Source organism: Paraburkholderia acidiphila (assembly GCF_009789655.1).
GTDB lineage: Bacteria > Pseudomonadota > Gammaproteobacteria > Burkholderiales > Burkholderiaceae > Paraburkholderia > Paraburkholderia acidiphila.
Genome location: NZ_CP046912.1, coordinates 1071657 through 1089824, shown reverse-complemented (window position 1 = coordinate 1089824; position 18168 = coordinate 1071657). Strand labels below are relative to the sequence as shown.

The following is an 18168-nucleotide window of genomic DNA, read 5'->3' as shown; positions in this document are numbered from 1 at the left end:
CAGTATCGGTCATTCGGCGCGAAATTGCGCAGCGTTGCGTGGCGTTGCCAGGCGCGACGGCACCACCCGAGCGTTCGGCGCAATTCAACTCGCATCGACAGCGGACGCGTCCGAATGTCGTTTTTTTTCGCGTCTCGAATCGCAATAGGTGTGGGGTACACTACCGGGCGACAAAATACAGAATGACAGCGGGGGTGGCAGCCATGGGCGACACGGAAACACATTCCTGGCCCGGGAAAGCGTTGTATCGCGCCTTTCCGAAGGACCCTGAAAAGGAACAGGCCGTACTGCGCATTACGCTCGGCTCCGTCGTCCTTCTCGCCTACCTTCTTGCCTGCTCGATCTATCGCTCGACGCATGTCTACGCCACGCTTCTGGCGGTCACCGCTTATGTGGCGTTCGGCGTCATCACGTATGTGGCGGTAACCGTCGCACCAGCGCGCTCGCTCGTGCGCCTCGCGCTTTCCACGTTCGCCGATCAGGCCATCGTCACCGCCGCGCTGGCCGTGGGCGGCACGGCTGCGCTGCCGCTCCTGTGGGTGGCCTTCTGGTTTCTGGTCGGCGCGGGCTGCCGCTATGGCCAGCGCATGCTGGGCCTTTCGTGTGTCGTGGCGCTCGTCGGCATCATGGGACTGATGCACTGGCAACCGTGGTGGCACGCCAATATCACGGCCGCGCTCGGCATCGCGCTCAGCATCGTGGCGACGTCCATCTATCTGGCGGTGCTCGTGCACCGGCTCGAACGCCAGGCGTCGACCGATCCGCTCACTGGCCTCTACAACCGCGTGCGGCTCGAGCAGGCCATTGGGCGCACGCTCTTTACGCGCGTTGGCGAAGTCGAGCGCACCGCCATGCTGCTCGTCGATCTCGACGGCTTCAAGGAAGTGAACGACTCCTTCGGGCACGCGGTGGGCGACGAACTGCTGCGCAACTTCGCCGCCGCGCTGGAGCGCCGCATGCGGCGCGGCGATACGCTCGCACGCCTGGGCGGCGACGAATTCGTGGTGCTGGCCCGTCATGTCTACGACAAGAACGACGCGCTCACCGTCGCCAACAGCATCCACGCGATTCTCGCCAATATGCGCACCGCGGGCGGCTATCCGGTCACGGTGTCGTGCAGCATCGGCGTGTGCCTGCTCACGGAAGGCACCGGCAGCCGCTCGCTCGACGCGCGTACCCTGATGCGCGCCGTGGACAGCGCCATGTACCGGGCCAAGTCGCGCGGCATGGGGAAGACAGAGTTCGTCGATACGGTCGGCGTCGTGCCCGACATGGTCTGACCCCACTCACTCCCGCCACGTTCGGAAATAAATGGCTTGCGCCGTGCCCGTGCCCGGATTGTTCTTCCGGCGGAAACAGTGAATTCGTTTCTTAGGTATTTACCCTAGTCCCTGACCCTCCTACACTGCCTCCATCGCTGCAGACAACCCCGTAGGCAGCTCAAGAAGAAAGTAAATCTGGAGGTTATGTCATGAAATCGCTCGTCCAAGCCGTTGTTATCGCTGCCGCCCTCGCCGCTCCTGTTGCCGTGTTCGCCCAGTCGAACCAGCCCGTGACGCGCGCGCAAGTCCGTGCGGACATGGTGCAGGTCGAAAAGGCCGGCTTCAATCCGGCACGTTCGAACCCCAATGAATATCCGGCGAACGTTCAGGCTGCCGAAGCTCGTGTGGCTGCGCAGAACAGCGCAATCGGCGGCGTGAACAACGGTTCGTCGCAAGCTGGTCAAGCAGCGCAGTAAGCTGCGAGGCTGAACAAGCCACGCTTTGTAGTTGTTGCCCGGTTGTTGCCTTCTGGCCCGCCATTGCAGTGGTTGCGATGGCGGGCCAGTCGGATTTCTGGCGTTCGCGATCCTGGCCTTACGCCGGGATGCGCAAAAACACTTCTCCTTCGCCTGCCGGCAACTGCACCGCCACGCCCGTTTCCCCGGCGTGTGCCTTCAACCCTCCGGCATCGCGCAGTTCAGGCCATTGCCGCAGTGTCATCGGCAACGCCTCTTTCACGCCGTCGTATCGCACAGCCAGCGTATCGCCGTGCCGGGTCACGCTCACGTGCGTCACGCGCGCGCCGCGTTCGTCGCGCAGCGTCGCTGCCGCACTCGCGCCATCGCCCAGCTCGAACAGATGCAGTTCGCTGCGCGACGCGTAGTCGTAATCGGGACGCTGGTCCTCGGTCCCGATCGCGAGCAACGTATTCGGCCGCACGTAGACGGGCAGACTCAAAAACCCGTGCCGCTCACGCAGCCACCGGCCGCCCTCGACCGCCCTGCCCGTGAACAGATGCGTCCAGCGCCCCGCCGGCAGCCAGAAGTCCACGTCGCCCACGGCGTTGAACACGGGCGCCACCAGCAGCGAGTCGCCGAGCAGATACTGGCGGTCCAGATGATCGCAGGTCGGGTCGTCCGGAAACTCAAGCAGCATGGCGCGTAGCACGGGCGTGCCGTGATCGACCGCCTGCTGCGCGGCGTCGAACAGATACGGCATGAGGCGCGACTTCCATTCGGTGAAATGGCGCACCACGTCCACGGCTTCGTCGTCGAACAGCCATGGAACGCGATACGACTTGCTGCCGTGCAGGCGGCTATGGCTCGACAAGAGGCCGAACGCGCACCAGCGCTTGTAGACGTCGGCGGGCGCGGTGTGCTCGAATCCGCCGATATCGTGGCTCCAGAAGCCGAAGCCGCTCAAGCCGAGCGAGAGGCCGCCGCGCAGCGTCTCGGCCATCGATTCGTAGGTCGCGCTGCAATCGCCGCCCCAATGCACGGGCAACTGCTGGCTGCCCACGGTGCCGGAGCGCGCGAACACCACCGCCTCGCCTTCGCCGCGCACTTCGCGCAGCACGTCGAACACCACCTTGTTGTAGAGGTAGCTGTAGTAGTTGTGCATCTTCTGCGGATCGGAGCCGTCGTGGTAGGCCACGTCGGTGGGTATGCGCTCGCCGAAATCCGTCTTGAAGCAATCCACGCCCATTTCGAGCAAGCGCCGCAAATGGCCCGCGTACCACTGCGCCGCAGCGGGATTCGTGAAGTCGACGATGCCCTGCCCGGGCTGCCAGCGGTCCCACTGCCAAACGTCGCCGTTGGGCTTGCACAGCAGGTAGCCTTTCGCCATGCCCTCGGCGAAGAGGGGCGACGGCTGCGCGATATACGGATTGATCCACACGCAGATCTTCAGCCCGCGCGCCTTGAGCCGCGCCAGCATGCCCTGCGGATCGGGAAAGGTCTCGCGGTTCCACTCGAAATCGCACCAGTGGAAGGCCTTCATCCAGAAGCAGTCGAAGTGGAACACGTGCAGGGGGATGCCGCGCTCCGCCATGCCGTCGATGAAGTGGTTCACCGTGGCTTCGTCGTAGTTCGTCGTGAACGAAGTGGTGAGCCACAGGCCGAACGACCACGCGGGCGGCAGCGAGGGCCTTCCGGTAAGTTGCGTGAAGCGCTCCAGCACGGCTTTCGGCGTGGCGCCGTCGATCACGTAGTATTCGAGCCGCTCGCCCGCCACGCTGAACTGCACCTTCGCGACTTTCTCGCTGGCCACTTCGAACGAGACGTTTTCCGGATGGTTCACCAGCACGCCGTAACCGCGATTGGTCAGATAGAACGGCACGTTCTTGTATGCCTGCTCGGTGCCCGTTCCGCCGTCGCGATTCCAGCTTTCGACCACCTGACCGTTCTTCACGAACGCTGTGAAGCGCTCGCCGAGTCCATAGACATTCTCGCCAACGCCAAGATCGAGCCGCTCGAACATGAACGCGGCGCCCTGCTGGTTGGCGTCGTGGACCTGGCCGCTCGCGCGAAAGCCGCTGCCGGTGATGCGCTCGCCATCGCGCAGGAAATCCACCGACCAGTCGCCCGACTTCACGATGCGCACGGTCAGCGAGCCGCTCGTCAGGCTCGCGGCTTCTTCGGTGTTCTGCGTGACCACTTCCGTTTGCGCGCGATTGAGCGCGAAATGCGGTCCGCGATCGACCACGCCCGAGAAATGCTCGACGCGCACGCCAATCACGCCGCTTTGCGGCGAAAAGAAGCGCCACGTAAAGAGGCCTGTGTCGAGTTGCCGTTCGCGGTTCGACACGTCGCGCGGCGCCACGTGCACGAGCAGTTCGTCGCCGACGATCTCCACACTGTGCGGCGACGCGGAGTACGAGACGTTCAGGCCGTCCCGGATCAACCAGTTGCCATCGCTGATTTTCATTTAGATGTACTCATAGCTTATTGAACAGCTTTTCCTGACTCACTTGCGGTTTTCCTATAGCGCCCGCTCGGTCTTCCTGTCGAACACGTGGATGTGCTCGCCCGAAATGTCGAGCCCCAGCGCTTCGCCGCTGCGCATGGTGCATACGCCGGCTTGCGCGATCATCACGGGCGCCGCGACGCCGTCGAGCTTCGCCGCGATGAAGTTCATGGAGCCGGTGGTCTCCACGGTGTCGATCACGCCGCGCAGGCCGTGGGCCTCGCGGTGCAGCTTCAAATGCTCGGGGCGCAAACCAATCCACACTTGCGCGCCCACTGGCAGCGAACGCCCAAGGTCCAGTGTCTGCACGCTCGCGCCCTGTGCGCCGCCGAACTGCGCGCTGCGCCCGTCCGGCCCGATCACGGCTTCGATGAAGTTCATCGAAGGCGAGCCGATGAACCCCGCGACAAACCGGTTGGCAGGCTGGTGATACAACGTAAGCGGCGCGCCCTGCTGTTCCACTTCGCCAGCACGCATCACAACCACGTGATCGGCCATCGTCATCGCCTCGATCTGGTCGTGCGTGACATACACCGAAGTCGCGCCAAGGCGCTGATGCAGCTTGCGGATTTCCGTACGCATATGCACGCGCAGTGCCGCGTCGAGATTCGAAAGCGGTTCGTCGAACAGGAATACCTTCGGATTGCGTACGATTGCGCGGCCCATCGCCACGCGCTGGCGCTGACCGCCAGAAAGCTGGCGCGGCATGCGCGCGAGCAGATGATCCAGGCCCAGCGTGCGCGCCACGCCGTCTATGCTTTCGCGAATGACCTGGGGTGCGGCACCACGCAGACGCAGCGAGTACGACATGTTCTTTTCGATGTTCATATGCGGATAGAGCGCGTAGCTCTGGAACACCATCGCCACATCGCGCTTGCGCGGCGGCACGTCGTTGACGATCTGGCCGTCGATACGCAGCGTGCCGCCCGTCATCTGCTCGAGCCCGGCAATGGTGCGCAGCAAGGTGGACTTGCCGCAGCCCGAAGGCCCGACCAGCGCGACGAAACACCCTTCGGGCACGCTAATGTCGATGTCCTTCAGCACCTGCACGGCTCCGTAGCTCTTGCTCAGGCGCTCGATCTGTATGCGATCCACAGCGATTCTCCGTATGCGTTACTTGAGCGCGCCGGCCGTCAACCCGGCGACGATCTTGCGTTGCAGCAGCATGAACGCCACGAGGATGGGCGTGACGAAAATGGCCGAGTAGGTCATGATGCCGATCCAGTCGACCTTGGTCGCGCCGACGAATGCCGAGAGGCCCACCGTGGCGGTCTGATACTGGTCGTCGAGAATCAGCGAGCGGGCGTACACATACTCGCCGAACGATTGCAGGAACACGAGAATCGCCGAGACGAGAATGCCGTTGACCGCGAGCGGCAGAATCACGCCGAAGAACGCGCGCGCCGGCGTCGCGCCGTCCACGAGCGCCGCGTCGCGCAGTTCGCGCGGCACCTGCACGAAACTCGGGCGGCACAGCACGATATAGAACGGCAGCGTCTTGGTGATCTGCGCGAGCACGACGGCCAGACGCGGCGTATCGAGTAAGCCGAGGCTCTTGAACGCCGTGAAGATCGGCGTGACCATGAGGCTCGACGGCAGCGCCTGGAGCACCAGCACCGCGAAGATCGCGAAACTGGTCCAGCGGTTCTGCACGAACGCGAGCGCGTAGGCGGCGCCGGTGCCGACGAACACGGTCACCGCCACGGTGCCGCAGGCGGTCACGAACGAGTTCCACAGGAAGCGGCCCATGCCGCTGCTGCTGAACACCTGCCATAGATGCGATTGCAGATGCTGCGGCCAGAACGTGGGCGGATACTGGAACATCTCGCTCGCGCTCTTGAACGCGGTGATGTACATCCAGTACAGCGGGAACAGATAAACCGCCGTGACACACAGCGCGATGACGAACAGGACATAGCGCTTCATCTCAGACCATCCTTCATCTCAGACCATCCTTTCGTTGCGCGTGGAACGCACATAGATCACCGCCACGATCAGCACGAGCACCAGCATGACCGTGGCCACCGCGGAGCCCGCCGACACCTCGAAGGTCTGCAGGGAAAGCTGCCACGACCAGTACTGCGCGACGAGCGACGAGTTGGCGGGTCCGCCTTGCGTAAGCGCTGCGATCAGGTCGAACTGCTGCATCGTCAGGATCGCGCCCAATGCGATCACGGCGCCGAGCGTGGCTTTCATCATCGGCAACGTGATGCCGACGAAACGTTGCAGCGCATTCGCGCCGTCCAGTTCCGCCGCCTCGTATAAGTCGGCCGGAATGGCCGCAAGCCCGACCGAGAGCAACAGCATGTTGAACGGCACGCCAAGCCACACGTTCGCGGCGATCACGGCATAGAGCGACCAGTGCGGATCGGAGAGCCAGAAGATTTTCTCTTGCAGGATGTGCGTTTGCATCAGCACATGATTGAGCACGCCATAATCGCCCGCGAAAATCAGCTTCCAGATCACGCCGACCACGAGCCCCGGCATGATCCATCCCGCGAGAAAGAGGCCGCGCATGAGGCTCGCAAACGGAAAGTCCTGCGCGAACAACAGCGCCAGCAGAAAGCCGATCACCACCTGAAACACGAGCGACAGTCCGACGAACAGCACCGTGTTCACGATCACCTGGTGCATCTCGGGACGGCTGAACACATCGCGATAGTTCGCGAGCCCGACGAATGGCCGCAGCAGCGTGGCAGGCGCCATCAAATCAACCTGCTGAAACGACAGCACGATGTTGTAGATGAGCGGCAGGCCCGCAAACACCAGCAGATACAGCAGCGCGAACACCGCCAGCGAAATCTCGAAGGCATGGGCGCGCGGCAAGCGGCGCAGGCGCCCCGCTGCCGGATCGCGCGGAGCACGGCGCAAAAGTGTGTTCATGGCGTTCATTGCTCAAAGGCAGGCTGGCGCCCGAAGAACCGATATTCCTCGGGCGGCAACCTCAACCATACTTCGGAATGCTTACTTCGCTGCGGCCTGAACCGTCTGTGCGTCCGCCTGCATCGCCTGCTGCGGCGTGGCTTGATGCGTCAGCACGGACTGGACCGCGTCGGAGATCGACTTCGAGATCTTCGGCCAGTTCGGGTTCGGACCGCGCGGACGGGCGTACTGCATCTGCTCGTTGAAGACCTTGTATGCCTGCGGCCACTTCGGGTCTGGCGTCACGGTGTCTTTCGAAGGCGGCAGCATGCCGAATTCGTTCCAGTCGCGGCCGCGCTGCGCATACATGTACTCGAGGAACTGGAACGCCACATCCGGGTTCTTCGCGCCGCGCAGGATCGCGTGATTCTGCTCGCCGAGCGCCGAGGCGCGCGGGCCGCCCGCCTTCTCGACCGGCAGGAGCGCCACGCCCCACTTGAACTTCGCGCCCTTGTCCACGGCGCCCAGTTCCCACGGACCGTCGATGTCCATCGCGGCATTGCCGTTGATGAACGTGGCCGCCGCTTCCGACTGGCTATGCGTGAGCGTGTCCGGCGAGGCCACCTTGCTGTCCAGCAGCTTCTGCCAGAAGGCCGCCGCGCGCACCGCGCCCGGATCGCTCATGCGGTCCCAGTCCGCGCCCGCGGCCTGCACGAACGGCAGGAACTGGAACACGCCCTCTTCCGTGTTGATGGCGGAAAACGCGAGACCGTACACGCCCTTCTTCGCGTCGGTGAGCTTTTGCGCGTCGGTATAGAGTTCGTCCCACGTTTGCGGCCCATGCTCGGGATCGAGTCCGGCCGCCTTGAACATGTCCTTGTTGTAGTACAGCGCCAACGTGTTCGTGCCGCGCGGAATGGCATAGACCTTGCCGTTCCAGGTGGCGTTCTTCAGCGGGCCGGGGAAGATCTGCTTCGCGTCAATGACCTTCGACTTCGCGAGATACGGACCGAGATCTTGCAGCGCGTTCTTCGAAGCGAACATCGCCGTGTTCGGGTTGTCGATCGGCACGACGTCGGGCATGTTGCCGGACATCACCGCGCGCATGGTCTCGTCGTTAAGCGCTGCAAAACCCACCTTGCGGATCTGCACATGGACGTCGGGATGCAGTTTCCCGAATTCCTGCGCCATTTTCGCGGTGTAGTCGTCGGGCTCGTCCACGGCCCAGACCGAGAGCGTCGCCGCGTGCAGCGACACACAGGAAAGCGAGAATGCCAAACCAATGGCCGCGGATGCGGCAAGTAGCTTCTTCATGCTGTCTCCGTTTTCGCGCGTTGAGAATCGCGCTTTGTTTCTGGCTCTTTTCTGTGGCGGTGCGGGAGCCGTCTCGTTCGGTTCGCGAAGCCTGGCCCGGGTCACATGACCTCGTGCCGCTGCAACCGTGTTTTCCGGAAACGTTTCCGGAAACAGGCAAATAGTTGCTTGTGAGGCAGGCGCTGTCAAGACAGCCAAGCGAAAATCACAATGTCGATTCGCGGAAACCGCAATACTTTGCGCGGCGTACCCGGGGTGGTCGTTAGCGTTGGACTGCCTCGGACGTCACGGTGTCGTCGTCGCGCTCGCGTAGCGTCAACGGCCACAGTACCGGCTCGCGCGCGGCGCGGTAGGCGTCGCCGATATCCGGGAACTGCGCGAGCAGTGCCTGCGCGAGACGCTGCCCCAGACCGTACGCGTCGAGCGTGAAGCCGGAGAGACGCGGGGCGAGGTATTCCGACACTTCGCCCGCCAGCACGCCGCCCGAAATCGCCAGATCGCGGCCCGGCGCCCTGCCCGTTTCATGCAGCTTGCGGTACGCGCCAATCGCCATGCAGTCGCTCTGGAACATGAGCGCGTCCGGCGGCACGTCCAGCTTGAGCAGCGCCTCGGTCGCGAGATAGCCGCCGCGCTCGGAAAGTTCGTTGCGCTGCACGAACCCTTCGGGCACAGGCAGCCCGTGCTTTTTCATCGCCTTCTTCCACGCGCGCAGGTAGATATGCGCCTGCATTGCGTCGCCGCCGGGAATGGCGAGCGCAATGCGCCGATGTCCTTGCGCCACGAGCCGCTCGACACCCTCCGTCACGGCCGCCTCGAAGTCCAGATCGACCCACGCGTGCTCGCCGCCCGACTCGCTGCGGCCGAGCGCCACGAACGGAAAATGACGGCTCGCGACATAATCGAGGCGCTCGTCATGCTTGCGCGTGCCCGCGAGAATCACACCGTCCACATGGCGGCGGTCGACAATGCGCCGCAGCCGCGCGAACTCGTCGTCCCACGACTCGCTCGAATACATGACGAGATCCATGCCGTGGCGCGAGAGCACCGACTGGAGCCCGTCCGCCAGCTTCATGAAGATGCCGAGCGTGTAGGTCTCTTCTTCGCGCCGCACTGGCAGCATCAGCCCGACGATGTCGAGCCGCCCCCGGCGCAGGCTTGCGGCCGACTTGCTGGGCGCATAGCCATGCTCGAGCGCGGCGGCGCGCACGCGTTCGCGCGTTTCGGCGCTCACCTCGTCGCTGTCGTTCAAGGCGCGCGACACGGTTGAAACGGACAGCTTCAGTACTTTGGCGAGTTCCCGAATACCCATGCGCAGGTTTAGTCATGATTGGAATCAGTCCGGGCTCTGGGAGCCGGCACGGTGCGAAACATCATAACCGTAAGTGACCGAATGGCCGAAGCAGCCAAAGACACAAAAAAGCCAGCGGATGATTTTCTCGTCCGCTGGCCGTTTGTTATTTGCTATTTGCTATGGCTTGGAGCTTCCCGGCTACTGCGTCGTGAACACCGATATCCCGCCATTCGGGAATGCCGTCGCGCCGGGCTGGAACGGCACGAAGACCTCACCCAGGCTGCTATCGATGCCCACCGAATGCGCGCCCGTCCCCACCGCCACGGTGTAGATGAGCTTGCGCGTCGCGCCGTCGATGACACCCATGGTCGGCGTGAAGCCCGACGCCGCCGCGGTGCCGCTCGTGACGTAGTGGCGCGCGGGCAGGAAGTAGCGGTTAGATGCGGGATCGTAAGCCACCTGATCCACACCGCCAAACGGAATCGACGCGAGTTGTGTGCCGGTATTGCGATCGAGGATCAGTGTGATGAGCGGGTCTCCCGCCGAAGGATCGCAGCCAATCAGCACATCGCTGTTGGGACCGAGCGCAATGCCCGCGGGCCCGCACTTGCCAAGGGGGAAAGACTTGCTGACAGCGGGCGCGCCCGAAGTGACCGAACTGGCGGTAATCACATCGAGTTCGCCGTCGGGGTTCGCGGTCGTTCCGTCGTTGTTGATGAGAAAGTTCTTCGAGACCGGATCGTACGCGCAGGCTTCAAGACCCGTTGAACCGTTGAAGACCAGCTTGTTCACGACACTTTGCGTCGTAGTCGAAATGAAGGTCACGTAGGGCGGCGTGTCGCCGGGGCTCGCGAACATGACGAGATGGTCGTCGGGATCGTAGCAGCCTTCATCGACGCGCGAACCGGAGGTGCTGATAGGAATCGTCTTGACCGTTTGCATCGCGGCCGTATCGACGACTTTCACATTATCGACGTCGCCCACATAGAGCGTATTCGTTCCCGTCACGCCCACGATGCCATCCGGCCCGGACACATCGGTATTCGCGCCCGCACCGGTGAAGTTGCCCGGAATCTGCGCGATAAGCGCTTTCGTTTTGGTGTCGACGACATCGACGGACTTGTTGTTGCGATCGGCCAGATAGTACTTGCCCGCTTCCACATAGCTGATGTCGAAGCTGAACGCGGGGCTCGTGGCGTTGGGCACGTCAATGTTCGAAAGCAGTTTGGGCGCGGACGGTGTGGCCGCGGCCGCAGTCGGGTTCGAGCTGGAGCTGTCTCCCCCGCCGCAGCCGGCAACGGCCACGGTTGCCATGAGTAGAAAGGCTAGTAACGGTTTATTCATCAGTCGGCTCCTTTGAGCAGCAAAACAGGTGGGTCAACACGCGAATGCCTCACGGAATCTGCGGGAGCACATCGATGACTTTTCATCGATCCGCGGCTCACGTCATCCATGTCCTTGAAGCGGCCAAATGGCAGGGCTTCAATCTGGAGGTAAGAATGCGCAAGGAACGGTAATCATGCACAACAAAGAAATTGATCGTTTCCATATAAAAGCGCCTATGAATGTATGGCTGCGGAAATTTTTCAATGACTCAATTAATCTCAATTAGTAAGTTTCGATTTACGTCCTTATTTTGAGAACGAAACTCATAATTGATCAGAACGAGAAAAGAATCGCGGCATGCTGCAGCGCAGCCATCTCCTGCATCGCACTGCAGCGAGGAAGTCGTGACGCGAGCTTCAACTTGCCGTTGAGGATTTGATGCGCGGGCACATCGTGAGGCGCGGTTCGACGCACACGTGCAACAACCTGCGTGCATCGCGTGCCGATGTAAGGCGCGGTTGTGAATTCGAAAGCGATATAGGCGGTCAGTCGAATGCGATGCCGCGAGAAATGAAAGAGAGGCCAGGGAAAAGCCTGGCCTCTGGTCGATTCACGATGAATATAAGCGCGGATGAATCAGAAATTATTTGCCAATTGAGCCGTACTCAAAGCGGCACATCCTCGATCAAACGCGCTTTCAACGCGCGGATGCGCTGATCGACGAAATAGCCGCCGCCTTCCGTGTAGCGAAGGTAGAGGCGTCCACACAGGGTGCACTTCCAGACGCCGCAACGGTTATACGGAAAGTACCGGGGTGCGATCGGCGCATGCTCCGACCAGTAGCCGCCTTCCCCCGGTAGATGTTCGGCAAAGGTCGGCTCGGCTTCGTCCGCGCATACGAGCGTGCCGATCTGTTCCAGTTGCCGCTCGTCGAGCGAAAGCGGTTGCGATTGCCAGCCATCGAGCGGCGTTTTCGTGCAGGTGCACGGCGGTGGATCGGTTTGCTCCGCGCGTTCGGCGAGTTCGCGCAGCGCGGCGGCGTCAAGGTATTGGGTCATGGAGCAAGAGTGGATCTGCGGTTGAGCCAGGGAGCGCACAGGCTCCAGCGCGCATCTTAACGCCTGATGCCGCATCAGACAGTCAAACCCCGCTTCTCATGCGCTCGATATGCGGCACCACCCATGCGCGGTCGAAGCGACCTTCGGCGATGGCCTGCAATGCGGCGGCCTCCTTTGCGCCCTGCTTGCGCGCGCCCGCAATCACGGTCTCCACATCTTCGGGCGCGATGGCGAGCAAGCCGTCCTCGTCGCCGACGATGATGTCGCCTGGGTTGACGACCATCCGGCCAATGGTCACGGGCACATTGATTTCGCCGGGACCGTTCTTGTACGGCCCGCGATGCGTTACGCCGCGCGCATAAACAGGAAACTCGCGCTGACGAATCGCGCCAACATCGCGAATCGCGCCGTCGATCACTAGTCCGCGGACCCCGAGGCTTTCCGCATAGCTCGACATGATGTCGCCCATCAGCGCCTGGGTCACTTCACCTGCGCCATCGATCACGAGCACGTCGCCCGGCCGGCAGAAGTCGAAGGCGCGATGAATGGCGAGATTGTCGCCGGGCCGTGTGCGCACCGTGACGGCCGTGCCCGCCATCGGCTTTGCCTTGTGGAACGGCTGCAGCCCGAGCATGCCGCTCGAGCGCGCCATGTTGTCGCTCAGCAGCGACACGGCCAGTTCGCGCAACGCGGCGAGCGTCGCTTCGCTGGCCTGCGGGGCGGATGCATTTTCACGCCAGCCGATCGGGTTCGAACTCTGGTTCATTTCGTCATTCCTTCCAGTGCGGTTTGTCGTTCGATTTGCGCGGAAAGGCGGCTGTATACCGCGCGCGCGTTGCCCTCGTAAATGCGTTGCCGATCGGCGTCGCTCAGCCATTCGATCGCGTCGATATAGCGGCGCGTGTCGTCGTAGTAGTGCCCGGTTTCCGGGTCGATGCCCTGCACCGCGCCGATCGTCTCCGAGGCGAACAGGATGTTCTCGACCGGAATCACCTTGGCGAGCAGGTCGGAGCCCGGCTGGTGGTACACGCAGGTATCGAAGAACACGTTCTTGAGGAGATAGTCCTTCAGGAGCGGCCGCTTCATGTCCTGCGCCAGACCACGATAACGCCCCCAGTGATACGGTACCGCACCGCCGCCATGCGGAATGATGAAACGCAACGTCGGGAAGTCGGCGAAGAGGTCGCCCTGCAACAGCTGCATGAATACCGAGGTGTCGCCGTTGAGGTAATGCGCGCCCGTCGCATGAAAGTTAGGATTGCATGACGACGAAACATGAATCATTGCGGGCACATCGAGTTCCACCATGGCCTCGTAAAGCGGATACCACGAGCGGTCCGTGACCGGCGGCCCCGACCAGTGCCCGCCCGAAGGGTCCGGATTCAGGTTGCAGCCCACGAACCCCAGTTCCTCCACACAGCGCCGCAGCTCGGGAATGCAATTCTCCGGTGACACGCCCGGCGCCTGCGGCAACTGGCAAACGCCCACGAAATGCTGCGGGAACAGCGCACACACGCGATGCACGAGGTCATTGCATTCGCTGGACCAGAGCGCATTCGCCGCTTCCCCCGCCTGGTGGTGCCCCATGCCGGCGGCGCGCGGGGAGAAGATCGTCAGGTCCGTGCCGCGCTCGCGCTGAATGCGGCGCTGGCCGTTTTCGATGCTCTCGCGGATCTCATCGTCGGTGATCGTCGGGCGCGGCGGCACCGGCGTGCCGTCCTTGAGCGCGGCAATCTGTCTAGCACGCCAGGCTTCGTGCTCGGGCGGCGAGGTCGTGTAGTGACCGTGGCAGTCAATAATCATGTAGCAAATTCCATCAGGTGTACGGAGGAACAAATCAGCTTTCCGTCGCTTCGTCGCGGCCAACGAGCGCCCGGTTCGAAGCGCCGGTCTCGGCGGGCTTCACGCGCATCACGATGGCGATGAGCGTGGCAACCACGAGGAAAGCGGCGATGGTGAGCAGCGCAAGCTTGAAATTGCCGGTGGCGTGGCGCACGAGACCGATGCTCCACGGACCCACCACGCCGCCGAACTGCGCGATCGTATTGATGAGCGCAATCGTCGCCGCGCCCGCCGCGCCCGTTCTGAACGAAGCCGCCAGACTCCAGAACAGCGGGTTGCCCGAGTAAATGAAGAGGCCCGTCACGCAAAGCAGCGCATACGCCAGCAGCGGATTCGGCGCATACGCGCTGCCCGCAATCGCGAGCGCGCTCATGCCGTAGACGAATGCGAGGTGGTATTTGCGGTCGCCGGTGCGGTCCGAGCTGCGGCTTACGAGGTACGTGCCCAGCACGCCCAGCAGCGGCGGCGCAGCGGATAGGAAGCCCACCTCGATGTTGTTGAGATGACCAAGGCTCTTCACGATCTGCGGCAGCCACAGGAAGAGCCCGTAAATGCCGACCAGCGCGCAGCCGAACAGACATGCAAGGCTCCAAACGCGAATGTCGCTGGCCACCTTCAGCAGCGGAAAATGCCGATGGCCGCCAAGCGCCTCGCGTTCCGTGGCGAGCGTGGATTCGAGCCATTGCTTTTCTTGCGCGGAAAGCCAGTCGGCGTCGGCGGGGCGCTCGGTCATGATGCGCAGCGTAATGAGGCCGAGCAGCATCGCGGGCACGCCTTCGAGAATGAACATCCACTGCCAGCCATGCATGCCGAGCAGGCCGTTCGCGTAGGTCATGAGCGTGGTCGAGAGCGGGCCGCCCAGCACAGCGGAAAACGAACCCGCGATGATGTATCCGCCTACGGCGCGAGCGCGGTAGCGCTCCGGAAACCAGTAGGTCAAATAGACCGCAATACCCGGCAGAAAGCCCGCTTCCATCACGCCCAGCAAAAAGCGCAGCACGTAGAAGCTCGACGCGTTGAAGACGAAAGCCGTTGCGGCCGCAACGGCGCCCCACGTGAGCAGAATGCGCGCGATCCAGCGGCGCGCGCCGAAGCGGTGCAGCAACAGATTGCTGGGCACTTCCAGCAGCATGTAGCCGATAAAGAAAATGCTGCCCGCGAAGCCGAACACGGCCGGGTCGAAACCCATGTCCGAGTTCATGTCGAGCGCGGCGAAACCGATATTGATACGGTCCAGATAATTGAAAAACATCATGCAGAAAAGCAGCGGCACAAGCCGCTTGTAAACCTTTCGCATGGTTGCTGCTTCGTCGAAGTGACTCATGCTGTCTCCGCCTCATGGCGACGGGCGGTGCCGTCGCTGCATCGTTATCGGCCGGTAGCGTTGACCGCTGCCGGCGGCGCCTCACGAGACCGGGCGCCTGAGTTTCGATAATAAGAAGCGGGGAGCGTCGAGTCCAAGACGCGATACTTATGCTTCTATAAGCGAGCGCTTATAGTGTGCCGGCCAGCGGCGGCGGCAGGCACTCGAGAAATGCGCGCAAATGCGGCGAGTCGTCGTCGCTGCGGAACGTCGCCGCCAGCACCGTGCGCTGCGCAGCGCCTGGACCGTCGAGATGGCGTGCCACGACGTCGGCGCGGCCATGCCGCGCGACCGACTCGCCCACGACGGTCACGCCAAGTCCCGCCGCCACCAGCGCGATAGCGGTCTGGATCTCGTAGGCCTGATGCGCGACGAAGGGCGTCACGCCCGCGTCGCGGTAGAGCGCCTGCACGGTCCGTTTGAACTGCGCGTTCTGATGCTTCGGGTAAAGGATCAACGGCGTATCGGCGAGTTCGTCGATGCGCACCTTCTTGCGTTTGGCGAGCGGATGATCGGACGCCATCAACACCACCAGCCGCTCGCGCAGCAGCGGCAAGGTCGTGTATCCGGGCACGGCGAGCGGCTGCCGCCCGATGCCGATATGGATGCGCATGTCGCGCAAGGCGTCGGTCTGCTCGTCGGTCAGCATTTCGAACAGCTTGAGCTCGACTTGCGGATACGCCTGATGAAACGCCTTGAGCGCGGGCGGCAGCACACTGTACATCGACGAGCGCGTGAAGCCGACACTGAGCCAGCCGCGCCGGCCCACGCCGATCTCCAGCGCGCCGTGCGTCACTTCGGCGAGCGAACCAAGAATCTGCCGCGCTTCGGTGGCAAGGTACTGGCCCGCTTCGGTCAGGCGCAGCGGGCGGCGCGTGCGATCGATCAGCTGCGTGCCCACGCGGTCCTCCAGCGCGCGGATCTGCTGGCTCAACGCCGGTTGCGCGATGTGCAGGCGCTCCGCAGCGCGGCTGAAGTTCAGTTCCTCGGCGAGTGTCACGAAACACTGCAGGCCCCGAAGCTCGTTCATCTCATGCTCTCCGTATCGACTTGCCCTGCATCGTAATACAGCGGGCAAGGTACGGGCGAGCACGCCCTCAGCAGAGGAACAAACTTGCGGGTGCTCAACATCCCGAGCTTGTTTCGCAAGTTTGCGCGCGAACGCGGAGTACGCTGACAACCCGAAAAGACGAACGGGTAGCTTACGATGTGGAACACGCTATACGTACCGCTCGAAACCGGCTGGCGATGCACGCTGATTCCGGGGCCGCAGTATTTCGACCTGACATGCTTTGGGCGTGGCTACCGGGATCTGCCGGCCCGCTGGCTTTACCCGAACGCCGGTCAGGACCGCGACCTCTGGTCGTGGAATGCGCTGCCCGAAGTGGACAAAGGCGAATTGTGGGAAAAGGACCGGCTCAGGCAACTCACGCAAGACCGGGCGGCCTTTGCGCGTCATTTCCGCCCGAACTGGGACTTGCACACGATTACCGGGGAAAAGGCACTACGCGAGGTCCAGGCGTTTGTCCGAGACAAGCTGAAACTGGCGCACTGGAACCTGCCGACCGATAACGCGGGTGTGCGCAAGTTGTTATGCGATGCGGTCGCATCCGGTCGGCTCGTGCCGGTCATCAACCGCGATATCGGGGCCTGCCGCGCGTGGCACAGCCCGATCCCGCGCCGCAGCGCTGGCCCGCGATGGGGGGCGGTGGTAATGCATGCGCGTCCGAAGTCATAAGCTACGGTGAGTTTCAGGCGCTCCAGCGGGCCAATGGCGAACTTCCCCCACTGGACACGCCCGCTGGGGGCGTTAGCGCTACGCTTGATCCAATACCCGACCTTGGCGCCCCGGCAAAGGCTAATAATGGTTTTGGCCTGTCCGGATTCGTTGAATCGGCGGCGCGCGCTTTGCTCGGCGGTGGTGACGAAGATCCAGATAGCGACGATCACATAGACGAAACGGGCTTGCTCGATGGTGGCGGCGACGCACCAACCCCGCTTGGCGATGCACAGCCGTTCGCGTACGGCGAGGACGATCGTCAGCCATCCGACGACGATATGCAAACGGCGTGGCTCCCTTCCAAGGGCGGCCCGCCAAATCAATGGGTCGAAAATGCTTCTGGAAAACAGCAATGGCGACTATACGATGGAGACGGTAACGCCGCAGTGGACATCGATTTAGGCCACGATCATGGTTTCGGCTCTCCTCACTCCCACAATTGGGATAATGGCGCCAGAGACAATGGCAACGCCTTTTCTCTACTGCCTTATTAATGAGGTCTTGCATGGATAAGCTGAAAGCATTTGACTATTTCCATGACTGGAACATCGACGCTATCGCCGTTAGTGATCGCCATAAGCTCATTGTCGCCATGGAAGATCGAGGGACGCGGGCAACGCTGATTTTTAATAGAACAAGCCGATGCACGCTTGAGCACTTTAGCGTCACGAATAACATCGTCTTTGATGTGAAAATCCTCAATTCAGGTGATACGAACTATGACCTTGCGCTATCCATGCTTGCGAAAAGTGAGCGCTTCACTGATAGGCCGGGCAGTCAGATCGCGTTAATACTCGCTACTGCGGGCGTAGAGATCGCAATCGAATTCGATACGCTCGAAATTGCCACAGCATGAAATGAAAACAGTTGCAGGCACGCCGCGACGGATGGCGGCGGCCGTTACGCGTATCAGCCAAAAGTCATCAGTTACGACGAGTTTTAGTCGCTCCAGCGAGCCAAAGGCGAACATCCCCCACTGGACGCGCCTGCCGAATGCTCCGTGTGGTACGTAGCAAGGCCGTTGTCGTGGGGCGTATGCCGCGAACGAGCCATGCAGCGCTATGCAAGCTGTCTCAGAGGACCTGGTTGATATGGAGAAAAGCCGC

Annotated in this window: 17 protein-coding genes; 5 read left to right on the top strand and 12 right to left on the bottom strand. The window is 62.4% G+C overall.

The genetic code is table 11. The features are described 5' to 3' along the window. The first annotated feature begins 203 nt into the window (after nt 1-203). Together FAZ97_RS35075 and FAZ97_RS35070 are read left to right on the top strand one after the other, a co-directional pair. Nucleotides 204-1280, top strand: a complete 1077-nt coding sequence (locus FAZ97_RS35075; RefSeq protein WP_158763310.1) for a GGDEF domain-containing protein — start codon at nt 204-206, stop codon at nt 1278-1280. Nucleotides 1281-1471: 191 nt separating this feature from the next. Next, nucleotides 1472-1738: a DUF4148 domain-containing protein gene (locus FAZ97_RS35070; RefSeq protein ID WP_158763309.1), complete on the top strand. Its 267-nt coding sequence runs from the start codon at nt 1472-1474 to the stop codon at nt 1736-1738. 118 nt (nt 1739-1856) lie between these two features. On the opposite strand, the gene yicI is transcribed toward FAZ97_RS35070, so the two are convergent. The 12 genes from yicI to FAZ97_RS35010 all read right to left on the bottom strand — a co-directional run bounded on the left by yicI (nt 1857) and on the right by FAZ97_RS35010 (nt 16312). Then, entirely contained in the window at nt 1857-4187 is a 2331-nt protein-coding gene (yicI, locus tag FAZ97_RS35065) for an alpha-xylosidase (RefSeq protein WP_158763308.1), read from the bottom strand. Between the two features lie 54 nt (nt 4188-4241). Continuing rightward, nucleotides 4242-5321, bottom strand: a complete 1080-nt coding sequence (locus FAZ97_RS35060; protein ID WP_199272221.1) for an ABC transporter ATP-binding protein — start codon at nt 5319-5321, stop codon at nt 4242-4244. An 18-nt stretch (nt 5322-5339) separates the two neighbouring features. Continuing rightward, on the bottom strand, nt 5340-6152 hold the full coding sequence (locus tag FAZ97_RS35055; protein ID WP_158763307.1) for a carbohydrate ABC transporter permease: 813 nt from the start codon (nt 6150-6152) through the stop codon (nt 5340-5342). 18 nt (nt 6153-6170) lie between these two features. Beyond that, entirely contained in the window at nt 6171-7109 is a 939-nt protein-coding gene (locus FAZ97_RS35050; protein ID WP_158763306.1) for a carbohydrate ABC transporter permease, read from the bottom strand. Nucleotides 7110-7190: 81 nt separating this feature from the next. Further along, nucleotides 7191-8402, bottom strand: a complete 1212-nt coding sequence (locus tag FAZ97_RS35045) for an ABC transporter substrate-binding protein (protein ID WP_158763305.1) — start codon at nt 8400-8402, stop codon at nt 7191-7193. 262 nt (nt 8403-8664) lie between these two features. Then, nucleotides 8665-9711: a substrate-binding domain-containing protein gene (locus FAZ97_RS35040; RefSeq protein WP_158763304.1), complete on the bottom strand. Its 1047-nt coding sequence runs from the start codon at nt 9709-9711 to the stop codon at nt 8665-8667. Nucleotides 9712-9891: 180 nt separating this feature from the next. Next, nucleotides 9892-11037, bottom strand: a complete 1146-nt coding sequence (locus FAZ97_RS35035) for a YncE family protein (protein WP_158763303.1) — start codon at nt 11035-11037, stop codon at nt 9892-9894. A gap of 647 nt (nt 11038-11684) precedes the next feature. Next, the gene (locus FAZ97_RS35030; RefSeq protein ID WP_158763302.1) at nt 11685-12077 is read right to left on the bottom strand and encodes a hypothetical protein; all 393 of its coding nucleotides are present in this window, start codon (nt 12075-12077) and stop codon (nt 11685-11687) included. Between the two features lie 82 nt (nt 12078-12159). Continuing rightward, complete coding sequence (locus FAZ97_RS35025; RefSeq protein ID WP_158763301.1) at nt 12160-12843, bottom strand: RraA family protein; 684 nt, start codon at nt 12841-12843, stop codon at nt 12160-12162. Beyond that, nucleotides 12840-13880 (bottom strand): amidohydrolase family protein, encoded by a 1041-nt coding sequence (locus FAZ97_RS35020; RefSeq protein WP_158763300.1) that lies wholly within the window; start codon nt 13878-13880, stop codon nt 12840-12842. The genes FAZ97_RS35025 and FAZ97_RS35020 overlap by 4 nt, the downstream gene beginning before the upstream one ends. A 34-nt stretch (nt 13881-13914) precedes the next feature. Then, complete coding sequence (locus FAZ97_RS35015; protein WP_158763299.1) at nt 13915-15243, bottom strand: MFS transporter; 1329 nt, start codon at nt 15241-15243, stop codon at nt 13915-13917. Nucleotides 15244-15412: 169 nt separating this feature from the next. Beyond that, complete coding sequence (locus tag FAZ97_RS35010) at nt 15413-16312, bottom strand: LysR family transcriptional regulator (protein ID WP_158763298.1); 900 nt, start codon at nt 16310-16312, stop codon at nt 15413-15415. A 177-nt stretch (nt 16313-16489) separates the two neighbouring features. On the opposite strand from FAZ97_RS35010, the gene FAZ97_RS35005 reads away from it, so the two are divergent. Genes FAZ97_RS35005 through FAZ97_RS34995 form a run of 3 tightly spaced genes read left to right on the top strand, consistent with a single transcriptional unit; the run spans nt 16490 to nt 17918 of the window. After that, nucleotides 16490-17020 carry a hypothetical protein gene (locus FAZ97_RS35005; RefSeq protein ID WP_158763297.1) on the top strand — a complete coding sequence of 177 codons (531 nt, stop codon included), beginning with the start codon at nt 16490-16492 and terminating at the stop codon, nt 17018-17020. Next, complete coding sequence (locus FAZ97_RS35000; RefSeq protein ID WP_158763296.1) at nt 16942-17556, top strand: hypothetical protein; 615 nt, start codon at nt 16942-16944, stop codon at nt 17554-17556. Before FAZ97_RS35005 ends, FAZ97_RS35000 begins: the two co-directional genes overlap by 79 nt. Before the next feature lie 11 nt (nt 17557-17567). Further along, complete coding sequence (locus FAZ97_RS34995; protein WP_233271974.1) at nt 17568-17918, top strand: hypothetical protein; 351 nt, start codon at nt 17568-17570, stop codon at nt 17916-17918. Nucleotides 17919-18168: the final 250 nt, after the last annotated feature.